This is a genomic window from Acinetobacter sedimenti (genome assembly GCF_022601685.1).
GTDB classification, from domain to species: domain Bacteria; phylum Pseudomonadota; class Gammaproteobacteria; order Pseudomonadales; family Moraxellaceae; genus Acinetobacter; species Acinetobacter sedimenti.
On sequence record NZ_JAKUML010000026.1, the window covers coordinates 1 to 21,780 of the forward strand.

The following is a 21,780-nucleotide window of genomic DNA, read 5'->3' on the forward strand; positions in this document are numbered from 1 at the left end:
CATTTATTTGATACTTTGGATGAAGTACAAGATTATGCAACAAACTGGTTGTGGCATTACAACCATGAAAGACCACACCAAGCAAACAAAGGAAGGCCACCTCTAATGGCTGCTTAACCTCTACTTTTAACTTCGGTTATTTATGGGAGGATTACCCAACAATTTACAATATGCGCGATCCAAAAAAGTTAGTTATGATTCTACGTTTCCTAAACAAATAAAGCTGTCTTCAAATCGAGTGGGTTGGCTGTAGAGATCAATATATGGATTGAATCCAAAATAGCCCAAAGATAAAAAGAGAGTTTTTTTAACTCTCTTTTTTTTATTTTGAAAATTAAATATTAACAACGAAAGAATAAGGTCTTTCATTCAGATTGCTATTGATAAAAATCGCATCAAATGACAGGTTCTCTAGTAATGTTTTGAGATTGGGATGTGTTTTGATTGAGTCCGCAGAAAGTTTAATAAGCACAATCAGATTGACTGGATCTATCGTAAATTCAATCGTTGTTGGTTTCGTTTTGATAAGACTTAAATCATTTTCATGTAAAAGTTTTGTGATTTGTTGCGTGAGTTGATTAATTTGTAATTCATCATCTGTAGACGGCGTTGTTGTACTGACCTCAATCAAAGTAGAGTAAAGCTCTAAATCTTTAGGATCATCAATGACATCGACCTTGTATAAACCCAATGATTCGGTTTCAGACTTCGAGATGGGTAATTGATTATCTTCCAAAAAATTTGTATCCATCGGTTTGATATTTGCTTGATAAAGATTAGACACATCCTTTGCCTCTTGAATGGCTTTTTTAGCTCGATTTTGTGCATCTAATAATGGATCATATAAATTATTAGCCTCTATCATTTGTGTATCTTGAGAGAGATCAAAAAAATCGGGGACTTGATTTGCTAAATTGGTGCTGTCAGTCGAGGAGGCATCCAATCTTTTTGAATTCTGAGTCTGAAGTTGATTGACCGTTGATGGGGAGGGCTCAGAAGATATTCGTACTGTATCATTATTTGTTTTAACTGATGCCGAAACAAAAGTTACTTTGATAGTCGATCTAATATCAGAGCTATTTTCAGCATCAGGTTTTAAGAGCACGATGAGGATCACAACATGCGCGATGATGCTAAAGAGAAATGCGCTCTGTGAAACATTTAGTTTGTTTTGAGACCACATAACTTTTCTCCTGAGCATTCATGTTGATAATCAGAATAAATAACGTAAGGTCATTCTGAGGTTTCTACCCTCAGTTGGGTGAACATGTTTGTCAAAAATTCCCTCACGTTCAGTTGAGTTTGGAGAACATGCGGAATCGCCTAAATCTTGACGACTGCATGATGCATAGTAATATTCAATATCATTCACCTTTTGATCAAATACATTGAATAGTTCTAATTGTGCTTGGAAATTTTTATTAAATTTATAACTGCCTTGTAAGTTTACTAATGTCGAAGAGTCTGAACGAACGGAATTATCTTCAATCAAAGGACGTGAACCAAAGTAACGTAAACGACCGCCAAAGTTTAATTGATCATTAACATGATAGGTGAATCCTGCTGCTAGTGTTTTTTCAATCGCACCCGGAATATGATTTCCTTCAGCACTGTTATTTTTAAATCTTGCTTTTGACCAAGCAGCATCTAAATCAATAATCCAAGCATCAGTTGGTTGATAGTATTGTGAAATTTCAAGTCCTTGGCGTTTACTTGGACGACTGGCTTCAGTGGTGCCAGCGTCACCGATAAACAAAAGTTCTGAATCAGAGTCGAGTTGCCATACAGCAAGTGTGCTGGTAAGTTCTGGAATAAAGTTAGCTCTCAGTCCAATTTCAGAATTGATGGTTCTCACTAAAGGTGATACAGAGTCAATTTTACTTAAATAGTTACTGTCTCTTGGGTCAACATTCAATATTGTCGTGGTACCTCTAACATCATTACTATGAAATCCATACGCATAATTCAGATAATATTCAACATTTTTCCAAGGACCTAAAACCATGCTCAATTTAGGGCTAAGAATATGGTCAGTTTCATTACCCGTATTTTCTTTGCGATCTGAATTAACATCAAAAGAATAAAAATCACCACGTACACCGAAAATAGTCTTTAACCAAGGTTGCCAACTGGTTTGATTTTGACCCCAAATGCCCAAAGAAAACTCTTGAATATCATCTTGGCGAATTGTGCGGAAGCGTTGACGGTTTTCAGTTTGATAAAGCCCGATATCCGCGATGTAGTCATATCTAAAAGAGCTGCCATATGTATTTAAAACGTCTCTATCCTGCCAAACCGTAGCCCAACCTTTCTGATACTTTGCACCAAGCGTTGTGCGTTCCTCCGCTTGTTCAAATTGATCCCCACGTAGTGGATCATTAAGAAAATAACTAAAATCAGAAAATAAGTTCAGCTTGTTATAGACGGCATATGATGAAAGTTCAGAGAATTGTTTTTCATCATGATTCTTCGAATTGTACCAAAATGCAGTTCTTGAGGATTTTCCACCGTCGCTAGTATTTAGGCTGCCAAATCGATCAATCTCCCCACTGTCAATTAAACGCTCGGGGATTTGATCAGTTGCATCCCATTTAGACTGGTAATGTTGAAAAGCGATGGACTTATTTTTACTGTGGTCTCCGCTAAAGTATTTTAGAAATACATTCTGTTTGGATAAATTCTCAGGATTTATCCATGGTCCATCGTTATTTAAATTTTCAATTGCAGCAATAATTTCACCATTCTGCAGTTGCAGATTGCCGACACCTAAAACTCTAAGTAAATCATTTTTTCCTAGCGTCATTTGTAGATAGGGACGATCTAATGAATGAATACTTGAAATATTCGCAGTACCAGCCGAAGCGAAATCACCATCATCAATTGATGTTGCACCTTTATGATATTGGATCGTTTCAATCAGCTCTGGAATCAGAAAATTTAAATCGGTATAGCCTTGTCCATGTGCATGACTAACCATATTGATAGGGATCTCATCAAATGAAGTGGCAAAGTCGGTACCATGATCTAGGTTAAATCCACGCAGGAAAAACTGATTTGCCTTACCTGTACCGCTGTGTTGAGTCACAATGACACCGGGGATCGTTTCTAAAACCTCTGCTGGACGTGATAAAGGTCGAGTTTCAATTTGTTCTTTCGATATGGTTCCTTGGGATGAAGCAAATGCGACCCCAAAAGTGCTATCTAAATTTGATGATGCTGTTATTTTAATTGTAGGAAGTGTTGTTGTAAGTTCACCTCCAGCATGAGTAAGCTGACCTAAATAGAAATGGCTACTTCCTATCAACAAACAATACAAAAGTCTTTTTTTCATTTTTATTCCATCTATTTTATAAACTATCTTGATTTATTAACCATGAAGTCATTATTAAGTTCATGTTTTCAGTTGTTTATCGAATTTAGATTTAGAGTTGCTTTAACATTTGTTTCAGTTTTTGAATGTATATAGGATTTTGATAGCCAGTTTCATTACTCCAATTTAATAACTTTTCTGTGCTTTCACGATTCTTGCTATCAAGTGCAAGGGCAGCATAGACCTCAAAATCTTCATTTTCTCTTTGCATATCCCAGTTTTTCGCAGCGATCTTGAGACCTTCTTGATATTGCTTTGATACCCAAAGATATTGTGCTTGTTCTCTCAAATGAATGTGGTCTTGCTGTTGCAATAAGGTTTGAACACGCAAGCTTAATTCACTCAAGTCTTGATTTGATGAGCGATCACCTAGTTTCTGTTTTGCTAAAATAATTCGATAAAGGGCACCATCATGATAACGGTAGGGTTCTAAGATCTTTAATGCCGTTTGATACTGTTGTTGAGCAATATACCAATTTGCTTTGGCGAGAGTATTGGGTAGGTTATCTGTTGCAAGTAAGGGAATAGCTTGCGTCGCAAGTTGTTGGTCATTAAATCGTGTGGCAACTTCGAGCAAAATATTTCCAAACCACTGTTTATCATTTTTACTAAGTCGTGAAGTCGCTTTTAAAAGCTCATCTGCTTTAGCTTTTAAATCTGAATAATTCTTGGTCATTGCCTCAACTTGGAGGATACAGCCAGCTTGATACCATTTGACTTCGGAATCATTTAGTTGATTGCATAAGCTAAGCGATTGATCGAACTGACCTTGAAGTCTGTAAATATTTGCGAGCTGTAAAATAGCATCATATTGGTTTGGCTGGGATTTCAGTATTTCTTTTAGAGTTTTTTCTGCTGTACTAAAATCATGGTTAGCCTGCGCTAATCGAGTTGCCAGTAATTTATTTTCCACATCGGAAGGATTTTTACTGGTTTTCATTAGGTTTTCAGCTTGTTCCAATAAATCTCCATCGCCACGAGCATATGCTTTTTCGAGTAATACGGTCACAATTTGGTTTCTCACTGTATCGTTATAATGATTATTCAAACTGCTTTGATTGTTTGTAAGTTCTGAGCTTGTATTTTTATGTTGATGTTTAGGATGTGCATGCACAGGACCAAAGTAACTAAGTACTAAAACAGCAAGGGTAAGTTGGCGGATTAACATTTAGAAAAACTCCTAAAAAAGCCCTTAGTTAGCTAATCTAACCAAGGGCTTTTGTTTTAAAATTTAACTGCTACAGGTTCAGCTTTGTTATCTATGGTTGTTTCTGATATTGCAGTCAGAGTTTTTGGTTCAGCTTGTTCAAAGTTGCTTTGCGATTGGTTGGTCAATATCAACGTTTCTTTCAGTACAGCATCACCTTGAGATTGGTTGTTATTGTTGGGTTTAGATTTATTATCATCGCCACCACATCCGCCTAATCCAATTGCAACCATGAACAACAGTATATATTTTTGCATGGTGTTTACTCCTGATTATTTGCTTGCTGTATTAAACGGTGAGCCCGACATTGGAGTATTTAAATAAGGGAATGTTGTACCGAACTGTTGCGGTGATTGTAACGCGCCATCAGTAAAACTAATTCCGCCAGCTTTGGCATCAGTTGCTTTACAACCTACAGCAGTATTTACACCATCAATCGTACACAACAAGCCCATAGCAACTCGAAGCTCAATATCTACAACATCGTCACCTGGGCGACGACCATTTGGGAAACCAGCAGTATCACCACCAATGACGCCTAAACGACTTTGCTTGTCTTTTGTTGTCGGTGCGATTGCTGTATTCAAACGTAGCATCTCAGACGCTTTCACATTTTTTGGTTGATTGAGACCAGGAATACCCAATAAGAATGCATTCACTAAGTCTGTACGTGGGAAGTTGGTTGGTGCTACAACAGCGCCGCCTGTGGCATCTTTAAACAGAACTTCAATTAAAGTTGGTAGTGCTGGATTAGTAACATAATCAGCAAATTGACCATCATTGGCTGGCTTGCTAGCATTGAATTTGTCTTTGTCTTTCAAGCCGATCACAACCTCATTGACTAACGGCATACCCAAACGTGAAACTTGAGTCCATGCACCACCAACTTTTGAAGCGCTGTTCAAGTTGCTATCAGGATTTGGATTTAATAAGGTTGCTTGAGGTAAGCTCGCAGTCGTCCAACCACCAATCACAGTATCGTTTGTTGACACTAAACATGATTGTGGAACTTCAAGAGCGATCGTCGTGACGTTTTTATCAGCAATTGTATTTAAGCCTTGATCTTCAGCATTGACACCAGAAGGTGCAAGTTGAGTGGCTGGAATTTTGATATTGACTAAGTCAAATACTTCTCCCAAGTTCACCGCAAAAGATTCTTGGCGTTGACCAACGAAAACTTTACCTGAACCACAGCTTCCGAAATTCACGTTTTGAACAAAAGTGTCTGCATAAGCTTGATAGTTAGGAATAGATTTTGTTCCTACATTATCAAATGGTTTTTTGAAAGTGCCGAGTACATTACGATCACCTTTGCGACGATCTCCTTTAATCATCGTCACAGTGTAGGTTTCAGCAGTATTTTGTGCTGAACTGCTGTCATTGGTTATTTTACCAATGTTAGACAATGGCACAGAAATATTCTTACCACCCACGGGTACTTGTAGGTCTTTTATCTCTTGATTAAATTGAAATTGGAAGGTGATATCCTCTTGTGCATCACCATTATTGTCAACGTGGATTTCATATAACGCTTTAGGATCTAAAGAAAAATAATTAGGTCCGCCATAAGCATCCTGTAGTGGTTGATAATTTGCAAGTAGGGTTACGAAATTGCTGCGGCTTGGCTCATAACTTTTAAACATATAAAAATCTGTTGCATCGACCTTGGGCGTTTTAGTAATTGATGGAGCTTCACGGTGACTTGAAGCGAATGATGACACACTTAAACTACCTAGCATAAATGCAAAAAGTAGGCGAGAGTCCATTTTGTATCTCCTTGACCATGCTGATCTTAGGTATATTTTTGATGAATTTTAATTCGTCCTATAATTTTCTTATATGAATTCAGATCAGTATAAGACTATTAATATATATACTTATTCGATGGTGAATTTTTTGTGAAGGATTCGATATCATCATGGTAGATCTATTCTTAAATTATTGACATACTCATTTTTTTGGTGCTTTTTGAGTCTGTAAATTATTTTTGTAATTCCCTTGTAAAAGAATGCAGCAGTTTTAGACGGCAGAAGCATTCGTCATATGCTATTTAGTTAAAGTGTGAACTACAGAATTCAGCCCAGTCCGCCATCAAACCTTTGCGTTTTTCAAGATATGCGCCACGTAAATAAGCGGCTTCCACGTCATCAGGCAGTTTATGCGCCAACACATGCTCACACACCTCTCTTGGATAATCTGTCTTATCAGCTGACCAATCACGAAAAGTTGAACGAAAGCCATGTGTGGTAATTCGACGACCAATTTTAGGGTCGATATAACCAATATCATCTTTTTCTAGTTGTTCAGCATGCATTCGTTTAATTAATGCGGTAATAGACATATCTGATAGCATACCGCCACGAGGTGCAGGGAATACCAAGTCACCTAAGCTCTGATTAAGTCTTAGACTTTCTAAGATAGCAATGGCTTGAGGAGATAATGGAACTTGATGCTCTTTTTTTGCTTTCATGCGTGATTTGGGAATAATCCAAATATTTTTCTCAAAGTCCATTTCTGGCCAAGTTGCACCAAATATCTCACCTGAACGACACGCTGTCAGGATACAAAATAAAAGTGCTTTAGCTGAAATGCCATCTTTTCGATGCAGATGTGATATGAATGCCTGAATTTTTTCATATGGTAGTGAAGGCATGGATTCAACTTCGACATTAATTTTGCCGAGTATTGGCTCTAGGTTGCCTTTCCAAGCAGCTGGGTTATCTCCAGTGAAATAATCCTTAGCTTTTGCGTAATCAAAGATGGTCTCTAGTCGTCCACGAACACGCTTAGCAGTCTCATGTTTATCAGCCCATATCGGCTCAAGAATTGTGGCAATATCCGTTTTTGTGATTGAAGCAATTGTACGATTTTCTAATATTGGGTAGGCATAGCTAATGATTGTGTTCGCCCATTGCATGGCGTGTTTTTCACTATTTAATTCACGCTTCTTGTTTGCAAAAACGACCTCAGCACACTCCTTAAATGTTTTACTTTTCTGCTTTTGAATTTGTTGTTCTTCGATATGTTTTCTTTTTTCTAATAATGGATCAATACCATCACGAATTTGCTTGCGAAGTTCACGGGCTTTTTCTCTCGCTTCAGCAAGAGAAACTTCAGGAAAACCTCCTAAGCCAATATCTCGGCGATGAGGTACAAACTTTACATTTTCATCAGTGCGTTGCCCAACGACAACTCGCAAAATCCAAGATCGGTAACCATTTTTAATATTTAGACATAAACCATCTACACCGCCGACAGCATATCGACCATCTTGTTTTAATTTACTAACACTTTTTGCTGAAAGTTCTTTAGCTTTTTTAGGCATATTGAATTTTAATTACCCCTCATCTATACCCACATAAATACTAAATAAGATTGTATTTGAAAAGATGGTATAGGACAATAATTTTATATAAAATATTGATTTTATGTGGCTTTAATATTGTGTGAAATCCGATAGGATGATGGTTTTACAGATTGATCCTCTGCCAAATTCTTAAAAAGCCTGCTAATATTTAGCAGGTTTTTTATGTCTTATTTATATACCTTATATCTTTTTATAGTTTTAGCATTCGTTTATATCTACAGCGTTATCATCTTCTTTTCGACCTATTCCAGTCATTAATTTACGACTTACAAATGAATGAAATCCTCATCGGCTATATCAGTTTATTTTTAAGTGCATTTGGCGCGGCTACGCTACTACCGTTACAGTCAGAAGCTTTGCTACTCGCATTATTATTTTCAGAAAAATATGTGGTTGCCTTGTTATTAGCGATCGCAACATTTGGCAATGTCTTAGGTTCTTGTGTGAATTGGTGGTTGGGTATAAAAATTGAAACATATCGAGATAGAAAATGGTTTCCGATCTCCAAGCAAAAGCTAGATCAGGCTCAAAAGTTATACGCCAAATATGGCTCGCCGATTTTATTACTCAGTTGGTTACCGATCATTGGTGATCCGATCACATTAGTCAGTGGTGTCCTTAAAGAAAATTTTTTAAGATTTTTATGCTTTGTCGCAGTCGCAAAATTTTCAAGATACTTTGTGATTTATCTTGCGTATAGCACATATTAAAGCAATAAAAAATCCCTCACAAAGAGGGATTCAATTTTTTGAAAGACTTTAGCTTAGCAATTAGCGAAACGATTTAAAGCGTTCACTATCATTCATAAATGTTTTCTCACCAGCAGGCGCTTCGATCGAACCAAGAACTAACTGCGCACGAAGTTTCCAGTTTGCAGGAATGTCAAAAGTCTGTGCGACTTCTTCATCAACGATCGGATTGTAATGTTGCAATGAAGCGCCGATGTTGATTTCTGCAAGGGCAGTCCATGTTGCAAACTGTGCAATTGCAGAAGAATGCTCAGACCACACTGGAAAGTTGTCTGCATAAAGTGGAAATTGTTCTTGCAAGTCTTTGATCACATCTTGATCTTCATAAAATAATACTGTGCCATAACCTGCTGCAAAGCTATCAATTTTTTGACTTGTACCAGCGAATGCTTGCTCAGGCACCATTTTGCGCAAAGTTTCACGCACGATTTCCCAAAACTTGGTATGCGCGTCGCCGTATAAAGTCACTGCACGAGAAGATTGAGAATTAAAAGAAGATGGCGATTGTTTGATCGCTTCTTGAATCACAGCATCAAGTTGTTCTGGTGTTTGGCTGATATTTTTGCCAATGGCGTAGATAGAACGACGTTGTTTGATTTGTTCGATAAAAGACATGGTGATATTCCTTCAATCTGTACTGATTGTTCAGCGTTAATTGTTCAGTTAATTTAACAAGACAAGCGCAGTATAAAGTTGAATGAAATATCTTGCAGTATTGTATTTACAATACACTGTTTTATATTTGCAACGAACAATTCAAAAGATTAAAAAAAACTAACGTAAAACCCATAGCTGATATAGCTTCAATCAGGTCATGGCAATTTCACATTCTTGGGTTAATTTTTCTGCCAAAAAGTCAATCAATACACGTACCGCAGGTAAAACACCTTTGCGACTTGGATAGACCATATGGAAAATACCATGTTGCGCATGATAATCAGGCAAGACATAGACCAACTCACCTGAAGCAATTTTTTCCGATGTTACAGAATCGGGAAGTAGGGCAATTCCACAATCTTTGGCAGCCAATTCTGCGAGCATGATCAAATCGGAGCCCAATAACATCGGCTGAATCTGTACTTTTTCCAAAGAGCCATCGGTACATTTCAGTTCAATATTTTGCTGAATAAATTGATCTGACATACTCAATATACGGTGTGTTGCAAGTTCATCAGGGCTGTTTGGCGCACCATATTGATTGAGATAGGCTTGGCTTGCACATAGATGTTGTTCACTGATGCCAAAACGACGAATAATCAAATTACTATCTTCATCAAGCTGTGTGCGGACACGAACTGCCAAATCAATACCTTCATTGATCAGATCAACACGTCGATTGCTAATTAAAAGTTGTAATCGCACTTCAGGATAACGTGCCAAAAACTCAGGCAGAATTTTTGCAAATTCATTCTGTGCCATTGATGTAGGAATACTGACTTTAACTGTACCACGTGGCGTTTCGCTCAGGTTTTGCACCAAATCTTCGGCAGACTTGGCAGCTTCGATCATGACTTTTGCACGCTCATAAACTTGCATGCCCATGTCTGTCACGGAGAACTGTCTTGAGTTGCGATGAATGAGGCGAGTATCTAAATATTCTTCAAGCTTTTGAATACGACGACTGAGTTTTGATTTTGGAATATCCGTAGCACGTTCGGCTGCACTAAAGCCACCATGCTCAACGACTATCGCAAAGCAGTAATAATCATCTAAATGTGAAAACATACATGAAAAAATAAAAGTAATAGATAGCAATGAGTGTAAAAGGAAAACAAAGATTTAAAAAGCTAAAATTTTAAAAGTAGAATTTGCGAAACATTCAATGATATTGATTAGAAAGGAAAAAAATAGAAAGAGAGAAAATTATTATAAGAATAATGGCGTCCCTACGGGGATTCGAACCCCGGTTACCGCCGTGAAAGGGCGATGTCCTAGGCCTCTAGACGATAGGGACGTTGTGAGGTGTGCGTATCATATAGAGCTGTTACATCGATGTCAAATATATTTTCGCCTTTTAACTGAATTGTCCTTCAATTTAATCATTGTCGTTTTGCAAAACATCTTGAATGTATTGCATGCCTTCGCTTGCGGTCATGGTGATACGTTCATACTGTGAAGGAATTTGTTGATGGTCTGCTTTCGGGTCAATATAAAACGCTCGGCAATGCGTAGGAATCTCATGCACTAAGGCTGCTACAGGGTAGACTGCTAGACTTGTGCCAATCACAATAAAAATATCTGCATCATTAGCCATATGAATTGCTTGTTCATAAGCAGGAACGGCTTCGCCAAACCACACCACATGAGGGCGAAGCGGATAGCCTTGTGGGCAAAGGTCACGTTCTAAATCAAGCTCCCAACCTTCGATGGGATAATAGCTTTCTTCTTGATTTAATGACAGTTTAGATAACTTTTGAGAGGATTTGGCGAGTCGAATATTCCCATGCAAATGCAATACATTTTGACTGCCTGCACGCTCATGTAAATCATCAATATTCTGTGTGATGACTCGCACTTGAAAGTCTTTTTCTAATTCGGCAATGGCGAGATGTGCGCTGTTTGGTTTGGCTTCGATGATTTGCTTACGGCGCTGATTATAAAACTGTTGAACGAGCTTGGGATTCTTCGCCCAAGCTTCAGGTGTGGCAACGTCCTCGATACGATAGTTTTCCCATAGTCCATCGCTATCTCGAAAGGTATTAATCCCACTTTCGGCACTCATACCTGCGCCTGAAAACACCACCAATTTTTTCATCAGCTTTTGCTCAAATTTTAAAAATTATTCTTCGAGTTTAATGCGTTTGGCTTTGGACATACAGTTTTGGTAACGACCATTTACACGTTCGGCAAACCAGTTGGTATTGTAGTCACGGCTGAGCTTTGGCCCTGAGATCACGACTTTTGGCATGATGGCATAGGGTGCATCGCCACCAGTTTTTTCTTCAAACTTTGCTTTAATCAGCAGATAGGTTTCAGTCTGTTCAAAGTCTTGTTGTTTCTCTTTTTTCAAATCAGCACGAATCTTACGTGGTGATGGCGCAGTTGGATTGGTTGAGAAATACTCGATCAGGGCTTTTTCTGAGCTACTTTTTTGCATGCGGACATCGTTGTCTTTGTTGTATAGCAACAAATCACCATCTAGGTCGAGGTCGGCATCAGTGAGTCGATTGAGCATTTTTTGAAAAGCGGCATTACGACTAGAGTACATGCCAGAGTTGTAATCTGCGAAGCGGTACAATGGTTTTTCATAATCCGCAGGGTACATCATCAGGCGATGAATACCGTAGTACAAACCCCCTTGTTGCGTATATAGATCATCACGAAGCTGATTGATGGTCATAAAACTGCGCTTATTTGCTTTGGCATATCGGATATGCACTTGCATTGATCCAAGCGTGGTAATTGGGTTGAAGCTTTCTGCAATATCTTGCCCAACAAGTTTGGCCGCACCAGCCACAACGCTGACATGATAATGCACAGCAAAATATTCAAACATCTCACGATAGAGCTGATCGAGCTCACGTTCAGTCTGTACATTTTCTAGTTTCATTAGATAGTTGTCTTCAGCTGTCGGCTTGGTTTTGAGCATATTCTCAAAATACTTTGCCATCGTCTTGCCAAGCTTGTCTTCTAATCTTTCATTGATTTCTTGTACTGCTTTCCGACCAAGATTCGGTACATGAGGATCAGCGATAAAGTTAGATTCTTGGTCAATGACTGCGATCATCGTACAGACATTTTCTTTATCACGAATAATGTTTAATTCTTGGCTAATCGCAAAAATATCATCCGCCCAACTTTGGCTGTCTTTCACTCGATTGGGAATCAGTTTGTTGATTTGTTCTGCATCGAGCTGTGGTTCTTGATCACTGCTGAACCAACTACCATCACATGCCGTCAAGAGCACACTCGTAGATAGACACAAGATACTGAGCTTAAAAGCCTTGAATGTTTTCAACGTAGAAGAGAAAAATGTAGAACGAGAATTTGACATAGCTTTAAGAACATTCAACTGAGCGATTCCAATATGCGAATAAATGATTCGAATGGAAAGATGATTCGAATGGGTAGTTGATTAATGGAAAGACGATCTAGGTAAGATCATGCGGATATGAAAGGATTATAGAATAAATTTGTGCATAGAGTATACTGTGCGCCAATTGAAATCGTATTGACTATAAAGTTCAGCATTTGAGCTTTATCAGCGATATTTTTGTATTTTTGAGGTTTGTTTCAAACACTATATGCGTATCGGTCCTTATCAACTTGACAATGCTCTGATCGTGGCACCAATGGCGGGAGTCACAGATCGTCCATTTCGCACGCTCTGTAAGCACTTTGGCGCAGGACATGCGGTCAGTGAAATGATGACCTCAGATAAGACATTACGTATGTCTAAAAAAAGTCTGTATCGTGCAAACTTTGATGGTGAGCTTGCGCCAATCTCTGCACAAATCGCAGGTTCAGACCCCGAGCAACTTGCCGAAGCGGCACGTTATCAAGTTGCCAATGGTGCGCAAATCGTCGATATCAATATGGGCTGTCCTGCCAAAAAAGTCTGCAATAAACTTGCAGGATCGGCACTACTCCAAGATGAAGAATTAGTACAACGCATCTTAAATGCGGTCGTTGAAGCGGTTGATGTACCTGTGACCTTAAAGACTCGACTTGGCTTTAAAAATGGCGAAGAAAATATTCTAAAAGTTGCTAAATATGCAGAGCAGGTGGGGATAGCCGCTTTAGCTTTACATGGTCGTACTCGTGAAGATATGTATCTGAATACCGCACGCTATGAACTGATCAAAGCGGTCAAACAGTCGATCAATATTCCTGTGATCGCCAATGGTGATATTGATAGCCCTGAAAAAGCCAAATATGTATTGGACTATACAGGTGCCGATGCGATCATGATTGGTCGAGCTGCGCAAGGTCGTCCGTGGATATTTCGAGAGATTCAACATTATTTGCAGACAGGTACGCATTTAGATGCGCCTGAAATTATTGAAATCCGGGAAGTGCTGATAGGGCATTTGTCAGAGTTGTATCAATTTTACGGTGAATATTCAGGTTGTCGTATCGCTCGGAAACATATTGCGTGGTACACCAAAGGCTTGCGAGATAGCAATGCGTTTCGTCAAGCCATGTACAAAGTTGAATCAACTGCCGAGCAAGCGCAAGTGGTGTCAGAGTATTTCGAGCAACTGTTACATCATGGGCAAAGTCTTGCAGATGTACAGGTTGAGTAAGTTAATTTGTTGGTAACCCATTAATTAAACTACAAATTCAATTCTAAGCATTAATTTTAGGTATGAATTTTAAGTATCAACTTGATTGATGCTTAATCACTAATACTGGAATTGGTGATTGGGTCAAAACCGACTGCGCCACACTTCCTAAAACTAACTTTTTCACACCTGTACGACCGTGTGAGCCCATGACGATCAAGTCCGCACTGACCTCATCCGCCACATGAATAATACCCTCAGCAGGGCTACCATGAAAAACTTTGGACTGTACAGTAATACCTTCACGGTCAAAGGTTTGGGCTATTTCTTGCAGGCGAGATTTCGCAGACGCTTCAGCTTCCATAAAGTGTTCTGTGATCATTGGTGCAACTTGATAAAAATCCACGCCAACATAAGGATCAACCGAAACCACACTGACCAAAGTCACTTCAGAATTACATAGCTTAGCAAGCGTGATCGCATGATCAACAGCGGCATAAGAGATTGGCGAGTCGTCAACTGGAACGAGAATGTGTTGGTAGCTCATGGTGCAACTCCTTTTTTATCATCTTCGATTAGCATTGAAAACTTTGTATTTTGCTTTGGAATAAATGTACTGCGCTTATTTCATTGAAACATAGGATGGCTTTGCTTTCAATTTGCAATTTTTTTAAATTGTATTGCAGTGTTACGGTGCGAAATCTATTGATTTTCTGATAGAATGGCGCACTTTCAAATTATTCATTCTCTTAGATATCGAGGCAAAGATGACGCAAAATAACGCTCAATCGACTTCCGAACCACAAATTTCTGAAAACGATTTAATCGCACAGCGTCATGCCAAATTAAAACAAATCCAAGAAAAGGCTGAACAGTCTAATTTAAGCGCCTATCCAAACGCCTTTAAACGTGAGCATTATGCAGGCGACTTGCAAGCGCAGTTTTTAGAGCAAACCAAAGAACAAATCGAAGCGGCAGAGCATGTCTATGTCAAAGTTGCAGGGCGTGTCATGCTCAATCGTGGCTCGTTCATGGTGATTCAAGACATGACAGGGCGTATTCAGCTATATGTCGCACGTAAAGAGTTGGATGAAGATACACTTGCAACCATCAAAGGCTTGGATTTGGGCGACATTATTGCGGTGTCGGGCTATATCGGTCGTTCGGGTAAAGGTGATCTTTATGTCCATATCGAACAGTTCGAGTTACTGACCAAATCACTTCGTCCATTGCCAGACAAATTCCACGGCTTATCAGATACCGAAGCGAAATATCGTAAACGCTATCTTGACCTGATCGTCAATGAAGAAACCCGTAAAACCTTTGAAATCCGTGCCAAAGTCGTTGCAGGTATTCGTCAGTTCTTGACTGAACAGCGTTATATGGAAGTTGAAACACCGATGATGCACGTCATTCCAGGTGGTGCGGCAGCAAAACCATTTGAAACGCATCATAATGCCTTGGACATGCCATTATTCTTGCGTATTGCACCTGAGTTGTATTTAAAACGTCTTGTGGTGGGTGGTTTTGAGCGTGTGTTTGAGATTAACCGTAACTTCCGTAACGAAGGCGTATCGACTCGCCACAATCCTGAATTCACGATGATTGAATTCTATCAAGCCTATGCAGATTATAAAGATTTGATGGAATTGACAGAGAATATGCTGGAGAAATTGGCACTCGACATTTTGGGTTCGACAGATGTGCCGTATGGTGAAGAAGTGTTTAGCTTCAAAGGCCCATTTAAGAAAATCTCAATGTTCGATGCGATCTTAGAACATAATCCAGAATTTACCGCTGAAAATGTCGGTGATCGTGAATTCTTGGCGGACTATGTGAAAAACACACTCAAAGAACAAGTTAAACCGTTCTTTGGTTTGGGTAAACTGCAAACTATCGTCTTTGAAGAAACCGTAGAAACTAAACTTCGTCAGCCGACGTTCATCACGGAATATCCTGCGGAAACCTCACCGCTTGCACGTCGTAATGATCACAATCCACACATTACCGATCGTTTTGAATTTTTCATTGGTGGTCGTGAGCTTGCCAATGGCTTCTCGGAGTTGAATGATCCAATCGACCAAGCAGAGCGTTTCCAAGCGCAAGTGGTAGAAAAAGATGCAGGTGATGATGAAGCAATGCACTACGATGCAGACTTTATTGAAGCGCTTGAATATGGTTTGCCACCGACCGCAGGTGAAGGGATTGGGATTGACCGTTTGGTGATGATCTTTGCCAATGCACCAAGTATTCGTGATGTGATTTTGTTCCCGCATATGCGTCGTAAAGATGTTTAATCTTTGAGAAAGATGCGTAAAAAAGCCTTCAGTTGAAGGCTTTTCTGCTTTTAGGAAGTTGTATAGTTCATAACAGTTTAAGCGGCTTGCTCATCACGTTTAAACACTAACTCATGTGTATTTGAGTTTTCTTTATCGAAGTAATAACCATCGACATTAAAGTCTTTCAATTGTTCAACTTTTTGGATTTTATGTTCAATGATAAAGCGTGACATTAAGCCCCGTGCTTTTTTAGCATAGAAGCTGATCACTTTGTATTTGCCATTCTTCTGATCGAGAAATACAGGTTTGATGATGTCACAGTCCAATACTTCTTCATTGACGGATTTGTAATATTCATCAGAAGCAAGATTGACCAAGATTTTAGACTTTTCCGCTTTCATATCTTCACGAAGCAATTTGCTGATTTGATCACCCCAAAACTGGTAAAGGTTTGTGCCACGCTCATTCTTGAGTTTTGTACCCATTTCCAAACGATACGGCATCATCAGATCTAGCGGACGAAGCAAACCATATAAACCTGACAGCATCCGCAAATGCTTTTGTGCATAGTTGATTTGAGTTTGATTTAATGTCGTCGCATCTAGTCCAGTATACACATCGCCTGTAAAGGCATAGATCGCTTGACGCGCATTGTGTAGGTCAAAGTCCTTTTGCCAATCTTTAAAACGATCGACATTGAGCTGAGAGAGCTTTTCGCTAATACTCATCAATTGACCGAGTTGCGAAGCGGACAGTTTTCGAGCCTCTTGAATCAACTCAAAAGAATCATCTAAAAGACGAGGTTGGGTGAATTTTTCAGTGGGTAGTTCTGATTCGTAGTCTAAGGATTTTGCAGGGGAAAGTACGACAAACATAAGATTTTAATTCATAGTGATCATTGGTACTTAGCTTAACAAAGCAAAATCAAACTGCAAATGGAAATCTGCGATGAGTTTTATGGGTAAATTCTTTTTCGATTTGAACAATCCTTTTGGATGATACTTAAAACAACATATTGCTCAAATTATTAGAGTAAAGATTGCTACAATAAGTTCAACAAACACAGGTGAATTATGACTGAAAAAATCTATCTGCAATGTGAAGCAGGGCAAGTGCAAGTCTATGAAGATCGCCCAGAAACTATCAAAGCCATTGCCTTAGTTACACATCCACATCCGTTGATGGGTGGCAATCCAAAACATAAAATTCCTCAGCTGATGGCAGAGATTTTTGCTGAGCATGGTTGTTTAGTTTGGCGACCAAGCTTTCGTGGTTCTGGGGATTCATATGGTGAGCATGACGATGGCAATGGTGAGAGCAAAGACATTGCCAATATTGCCATGCAGATGCAGGAGAAATATCCAAACTTGCCATTTTATGCAGGTGGATTTTCTTTTGGTTCACATGTTTGGGCAAAGAGTTTTCATTTGTTAGACCAAGCAAATCGTCCTAAGCAAATAGTTTTGGCAGGGCTTCCTGCAGGTCGTGTTCGAGATTTGATTGATTATCAAACGCCTAAAATTGATCACGATATTTTGCTGATTCATGGTGAGCAAGACGAGATTACACCGCTAGCCGATGTCGTGGCTTGGGCAAAATCGCAACGTCATCCAATCACTATCATGCCAGGTGCAAATCACTTTTTTACAGGCTATTTAAAACCGCTGAGAACAGTTATTGAGCGATTTTTAGTGTTTGATACGCCATAGATGATGATTTAAAGATCATTTTAAAATCAGTAATTACAAATCGACGTAGCACTAGAATGATCAGGTCCCCAAGTACGATAACCCTGTGTGTCTATATGAATCTGACCTGAGGCATAGACGCCAAGTCCCATATTCAAGCTTTGTCCATGCTGACGCCAAAAGTTGCAAAGTTTGATCTTGGTATCTTCGATCAAAATCAAGTCTTGTGCAGATGTGGTGTACGCAGAACCTAAGCGAAAATCCACCGCCGAGTTGTAGACGTGCTTCGAACCCGCTGCACCGCCTGCGCAAATATTCAATGAATAATCACGATAGGCAGAAGTTACCTCAAAGTTACGCAGTACATTGGTATCGACTAAATATTGAATGATTTTTAAGGTCGGGATCGCATTTCCCCATAGCTCTGGGCTTGGCACTGCATATGGATATGAGCGCCCACATTTTTGCCAATCTCGAGCACTGCGCAAGAGTTGATGGGTCGGTACAGCGGTATGTACACGATTGTCTTTTAAGTATTGCTCATACTGCGCAACACGTTGCTTAATCCCGTAATTATTTAACCACACAACATAGTCGGCTGGAGGCTGTTGCACCCAGATTCGTCTATTTGGTGTTTGAGGCGCTTGTTGTGGGTTTAGATTGACCTTCGGCGCTTGAGGTTGAGGAAGTCTATAGGTGGTTTTTTGTGGCGTCGTGGTACAACCCGATAAGATAAAAGGAAGTGAGCTGAGTAGCAAAAAGCATTGAGCAGTACGACGCATATAGAGGTTTTTTTTAGCATTCATATTTTTGATTTTAACATTTTGCTGTAATGACGACAAAATGACTTTGCAATGATTTGTAGGGGAATAGTGACAAAGTATGTGTGAAGTTTATCAAAAGTTTTATCTTCACTAATCAAACTTAAATTTAACCTAAAGCTTTAAAATTGAAAAAGGGTTAATTTGCTTAACCCTTTCGCATTCAATCTTTTTATAACTTTTTGTTCGCTAAGAATCTTAGCGTTCTAAGTATTGCAACTTATCAGGTTTACCATTCCAGTCTTCACGATCTTCTGGTTGATCGCCAATTTGGGTAATGTTGTTGTCAGCCCATTTTTCAGAAAGTTCAGCATTGATCTCAATAAACTTTTCTTGACCTTCAGGTAACTCATCTTCTGAGAAAATCGCATTGGCAGGACATTCAGGTTCGCACAGCGCACAGTCGATACATTCATCAGGATTGATGACCAAGAAGTTCGGACCTTCGTAAAAGCAATCTACAGGACATACTTCAACGCAGTCTTGATATTTACATTTAATACAGTTTTCAGTTACAACAAAGGTCATGGCGACAGCTACCTTATGGTCAAATCTTAAAAATTGCGCCTATTCTAAGGAAAAAAATATAAAAGTACCAATTTCTTTTATTGATATCCTTTATAAAAACAATGGAAAAGCATCAGAATTTCTGTCATACGGTGAAAATTTGAGTACAAACAGTTGCATGAATGCTTTTGATCACTGCATTTTGTTGAAAATTGAATCTTTTAGATGCAATTAATCATCTTTTTTAGCCAAAAGAACTACAGCAGATGCTAAAATGCCTTCTTGGCGACCAGTAAATCCAAGCTTTTCAGTGGTGGTTGCTTTGACACTCACTTGCGTCAGTTCGACATCTAAATCATCTGCAATATTTTGACGCATCTCAAGATTGTGTGGTGCAAGTTTTGGACGTTCACAAGCCACTGTAATATCAGCATTTTGCAGTTCATAGCCACGATCTTGGATCAATGTATAGACATGACGAAGTAGCACACGACTATCCGCACCTTTAAATTCAGGATCGGTGTCAGGGAAGTGTTGTCCAATATCACCGAGTGCAAGCGCACCAAGCAAAGCATCGGATAAGGCATGTAAGATGACATCTCCATCTGAATGGGCTTTTAGGCCGTGGGTATGTGGAATCTTTACACCTGCAAGGGTAACAAAATCGCCATCTTCGAATGCGTGGACGTCTAAGCCTTGGCCGATACGAATCATAAAATGCCTTATTAAGAAAATAAATTTGTGAATTTTATAGTTGAAGTAATTTAACCTCCACTACAAGGCAACCGAGTGATGGTGTACATAGCGTACATCGAGTGAGGTTAACGACGTAGTGGGTTTAAAGTGCTTTAACTATATTTAAGCATTTAAATGCTTTGTATCCAAGTAACATCTTTCACTGCATTCCGTTGTTGAATGGTTTTAAGGAAAGGCTTAAAGGCTTCGTCATAAGGGATAATTTTAAAGCTAATCCCAAAAGTGAGCCAATAAGCGATATATAAATCCGCCACAGTGATTTGTTCACCCAATAAATAAGGTTTGGCATTACTGAGTCCTTGACGCAGAAAATTCATCATCGCTTCTTCATCACCAAAGCTAATACTGCCACGTTGTTTGGCAAGTGTTTCAGGTGGAATATTCAAAGCTTTGATATTCATAAACTCCGTCACAGGTCCATGCCCGAAGAATAACCATTTATAATACTCACCACGCTTCGGATCATTTAACGCAGGCGCAAAGCCTTTTTCTGTAAACTTGTCGGCGAGATAGGCAAAGATCGCAGGCGTTTCACTAATCACAGCATCACCATCGACAAGGCACGGCACTTTACCTAGTGGATTGAGTGCAAGATATTCAGCACTTCGCATCGTGGTGCCATATTCAAGCTCGATTAATTCCACTTGATCTTCGATATCGAGTTCTTTTAATAGCGGTAAAATGGTGTTACTACGTGATTGCACATTGCAATAGAGTTTCATGCGTATTTCCTTATATTTGAATATTCTGACTCGTTCGAGTTTAACCTGTACTGATGATTAGCTTGGCACAATAGATTTGCAAATTTGTTAAAATTAATACTTGTCTAACAAAGGGTTTGCCACGTATAGTTTGACGATCATCATTTTAGAAAACTGCCAAATTTACAGACAGTCAGAACATACATTTTTATAAAATATGATGATTAAAATGTTGTTTTGAAAGTGCCATGAATGAAGTGCTATCTATGAAATCTCAAGGTCGTTCGACGCAAAAATTCTTAGCAAAAGCAACACTAAGAATCTCAAGATTATTTGCCATGAGTTTGATGGCAAGCACTGTTGTCTATGCGAAAAATGAATCGATCTTACCGGCTTGTGATCAAGACACACATGGACAAGCAGAATCCAAGCTATTGCGCAAACATGTTTGCCAAGATGAACAGCTGAAAGCACACAACGAAGAAATTAAAGCACAATATCTACAAGCACAGCTGATGTCTAACGCACCACTAAAGTTACTTTTGCTATCACAACAGCAGTGGGAAAGCTTCGTCAATAAATGCAAAACCAAAGCATGTATTGCACAGCAATATGAACAGCGTATTGATGAGCTGGTGTATTTAACCAGTATGAATCAAAGCCTCACACAGCACTTTGTACGTTATGTAGATGGCAAAGTTGATCCGCAATCGACCTCATTACAAATACAACAACTCGATCGCAATCGCATCAAAATCGAAGCAACACAATTTCGCAATCCTAATAATAGCGATACAGCACGTTATGCACATTTACGTTCATATACGACGGCGGATGCTTTGCAAGAAATTAGTGATTTGGATAGTCGTTGTCAGTACAAAATTGAGCGTCAATTTTCGATTCTAAAGCTTGAATCTGATGAGGAAAATTGTAAGCGGTTTACTGGAATTTATAAGCTTTACGATTAATTTTATCAGATGATTGGTTTATAAAGACGCTGGATTTTAAAGCAGCTACTCACTTCAATTTAAAATTGGGTCTAGATAACTTTACCACAAATCAAAAGGTGCTAAAGTTACGCTATGACTGGGTTAAACAAGTATTGTAAGC

Annotated in this window: 22 protein-coding genes and 1 tRNA gene; 6 read left to right on the plus strand and 17 right to left on the minus strand. The window is 39.1% G+C overall.

Annotated features, from left to right (window positions below; genetic code table 11):
- Window positions 1-117 (plus strand): integrase core domain-containing protein (locus tag MKI79_RS11505; RefSeq protein ID WP_168389869.1); only part of this gene is annotated, 117 nt, incomplete at its 5' end.
- Between the two features lie 217 nt (window positions 118-334).
- On the opposite strand, the gene MKI79_RS11515 is transcribed toward MKI79_RS11505, so the two are convergent.
- From MKI79_RS11515 to MKI79_RS11540, 6 genes are all read right to left on the minus strand, one after another.
- Window positions 335-1,183 carry a hypothetical protein gene (locus MKI79_RS11515; RefSeq protein ID WP_241573816.1) on the minus strand — a complete coding sequence of 283 codons (849 nt, stop codon included), beginning with the start codon at window positions 1,181-1,183 and terminating at the stop codon, window positions 335-337.
- 30 nt (window positions 1,184-1,213) lie between these two features.
- On the minus strand, window positions 1,214-3,331 hold the full coding sequence (locus MKI79_RS11520) for a TonB-dependent receptor (protein ID WP_241573818.1): 2,118 nt from the start codon (window positions 3,329-3,331) through the stop codon (window positions 1,214-1,216).
- Between the two features lie 91 nt (window positions 3,332-3,422).
- Window positions 3,423-4,538 carry a tetratricopeptide repeat protein gene (locus MKI79_RS11525; RefSeq protein WP_241573820.1) on the minus strand — a complete coding sequence of 372 codons (1,116 nt, stop codon included), beginning with the start codon at window positions 4,536-4,538 and terminating at the stop codon, window positions 3,423-3,425.
- 56 nt (window positions 4,539-4,594) lie between these two features.
- Window positions 4,595-4,834, minus strand: coding sequence for a hypothetical protein (locus MKI79_RS11530; RefSeq protein ID WP_241573823.1), 240 nt, complete (start codon window positions 4,832-4,834; stop codon window positions 4,595-4,597).
- Between the two features lie 15 nt (window positions 4,835-4,849).
- The gene (locus MKI79_RS11535) at window positions 4,850-6,343 is read right to left on the minus strand and encodes a DUF4331 domain-containing protein (RefSeq protein ID WP_241573826.1); all 1,494 of its coding nucleotides are present in this window, start codon (window positions 6,341-6,343) and stop codon (window positions 4,850-4,852) included.
- A gap of 284 nt (window positions 6,344-6,627) precedes the next feature.
- Complete coding sequence (locus MKI79_RS11540; protein ID WP_241573828.1) at window positions 6,628-7,902, minus strand: tyrosine-type recombinase/integrase; 1,275 nt, start codon at window positions 7,900-7,902, stop codon at window positions 6,628-6,630.
- 329 nt (window positions 7,903-8,231) lie between these two features.
- On the opposite strand from MKI79_RS11540, the gene MKI79_RS11545 reads away from it, so the two are divergent.
- Window positions 8,232-8,654, plus strand: coding sequence for a YqaA family protein (locus MKI79_RS11545; RefSeq protein ID WP_241573891.1), 423 nt, complete (start codon window positions 8,232-8,234; stop codon window positions 8,652-8,654).
- 60 nt (window positions 8,655-8,714) lie between these two features.
- On the opposite strand, the gene MKI79_RS11550 is transcribed toward MKI79_RS11545, so the two are convergent.
- The 5 genes from MKI79_RS11550 to MKI79_RS11570 form a co-directional block, all read right to left on the minus strand.
- Window positions 8,715-9,308, minus strand: coding sequence for a nitroreductase family protein (locus tag MKI79_RS11550; protein ID WP_241573830.1), 594 nt, complete (start codon window positions 9,306-9,308; stop codon window positions 8,715-8,717).
- Window positions 9,309-9,500: 192 nt separating this feature from the next.
- Complete coding sequence (locus MKI79_RS11555) at window positions 9,501-10,418, minus strand: LysR family transcriptional regulator (protein WP_241573832.1); 918 nt, start codon at window positions 10,416-10,418, stop codon at window positions 9,501-9,503.
- 153 nt (window positions 10,419-10,571) lie between these two features.
- Window positions 10,572-10,647, minus strand: a tRNA-Glu gene (locus MKI79_RS11560).
- Window positions 10,648-10,728: 81 nt separating this feature from the next.
- Window positions 10,729-11,448, minus strand: a complete 720-nt coding sequence (locus MKI79_RS11565) for an SIR2 family NAD-dependent protein deacylase (protein ID WP_241573835.1) — start codon at window positions 11,446-11,448, stop codon at window positions 10,729-10,731.
- Window positions 11,449-11,472: 24 nt separating this feature from the next.
- Complete coding sequence (locus MKI79_RS11570; RefSeq protein ID WP_241573838.1) at window positions 11,473-12,687, minus strand: DUF1615 family protein; 1,215 nt, start codon at window positions 12,685-12,687, stop codon at window positions 11,473-11,475.
- Window positions 12,688-12,937: 250 nt separating this feature from the next.
- Between MKI79_RS11570 and dusB the strand changes: the two genes are divergently transcribed.
- Window positions 12,938-13,939 carry a tRNA dihydrouridine synthase DusB gene (dusB, locus tag MKI79_RS11575; protein WP_241573841.1) on the plus strand — a complete coding sequence of 334 codons (1,002 nt, stop codon included), beginning with the start codon at window positions 12,938-12,940 and terminating at the stop codon, window positions 13,937-13,939.
- A gap of 76 nt (window positions 13,940-14,015) precedes the next feature.
- On the opposite strand, the gene MKI79_RS11580 is transcribed toward dusB, so the two are convergent.
- On the minus strand, window positions 14,016-14,465 hold the full coding sequence (locus tag MKI79_RS11580; RefSeq protein WP_241573844.1) for a universal stress protein: 450 nt from the start codon (window positions 14,463-14,465) through the stop codon (window positions 14,016-14,018).
- Between the two features lie 220 nt (window positions 14,466-14,685).
- Here MKI79_RS11580 and lysS point away from each other — a divergent pair, with 220 nt between their 5' ends.
- Window positions 14,686-16,215, plus strand: a complete 1,530-nt coding sequence (gene lysS, locus MKI79_RS11585; RefSeq protein ID WP_241573846.1) for a lysine--tRNA ligase — start codon at window positions 14,686-14,688, stop codon at window positions 16,213-16,215.
- 77 nt (window positions 16,216-16,292) lie between these two features.
- Here lysS and yaaA read toward each other — a convergent pair whose 3' ends face one another.
- Window positions 16,293-17,072, minus strand: coding sequence for a peroxide stress protein YaaA (yaaA, locus tag MKI79_RS11590; RefSeq protein ID WP_241573849.1), 780 nt, complete (start codon window positions 17,070-17,072; stop codon window positions 16,293-16,295).
- Between the two features lie 198 nt (window positions 17,073-17,270).
- On the opposite strand from yaaA, the gene MKI79_RS11595 reads away from it, so the two are divergent.
- Window positions 17,271-17,906 carry an alpha/beta hydrolase gene (locus MKI79_RS11595; RefSeq protein ID WP_241573852.1) on the plus strand — a complete coding sequence of 212 codons (636 nt, stop codon included), beginning with the start codon at window positions 17,271-17,273 and terminating at the stop codon, window positions 17,904-17,906.
- Window positions 17,907-17,932: 26 nt separating this feature from the next.
- Here MKI79_RS11595 and MKI79_RS11600 read toward each other — a convergent pair whose 3' ends face one another.
- The 4 genes from MKI79_RS11600 to MKI79_RS11615 form a co-directional block, all read right to left on the minus strand.
- Window positions 17,933-18,667 carry a D-Ala-D-Ala carboxypeptidase family metallohydrolase gene (locus MKI79_RS11600; protein ID WP_241573894.1) on the minus strand — a complete coding sequence of 245 codons (735 nt, stop codon included), beginning with the start codon at window positions 18,665-18,667 and terminating at the stop codon, window positions 17,933-17,935.
- Between the two features lie 237 nt (window positions 18,668-18,904).
- Window positions 18,905-19,234 (minus strand): ferredoxin FdxA, encoded by a 330-nt coding sequence (gene fdxA / locus MKI79_RS11605; RefSeq protein ID WP_241573857.1) that lies wholly within the window; start codon window positions 19,232-19,234, stop codon window positions 18,905-18,907.
- A gap of 210 nt (window positions 19,235-19,444) precedes the next feature.
- Window positions 19,445-19,927, minus strand: coding sequence for a 2-C-methyl-D-erythritol 2,4-cyclodiphosphate synthase (gene ispF, locus MKI79_RS11610; RefSeq protein WP_241573874.1), 483 nt, complete (start codon window positions 19,925-19,927; stop codon window positions 19,445-19,447).
- 152 nt (window positions 19,928-20,079) lie between these two features.
- Window positions 20,080-20,691, minus strand: a complete 612-nt coding sequence (locus MKI79_RS11615) for a glutathione S-transferase family protein (RefSeq protein ID WP_241573875.1) — start codon at window positions 20,689-20,691, stop codon at window positions 20,080-20,082.
- 227 nt (window positions 20,692-20,918) lie between these two features.
- Here MKI79_RS11615 and MKI79_RS11620 point away from each other — a divergent pair, with 227 nt between their 5' ends.
- On the plus strand, window positions 20,919-21,638 hold the full coding sequence (locus MKI79_RS11620) for an A1S_1983 family putative colistin resistance protein (RefSeq protein WP_241573877.1): 720 nt from the start codon (window positions 20,919-20,921) through the stop codon (window positions 21,636-21,638).
- Window positions 21,639-21,780: the final 142 nt, after the last annotated feature.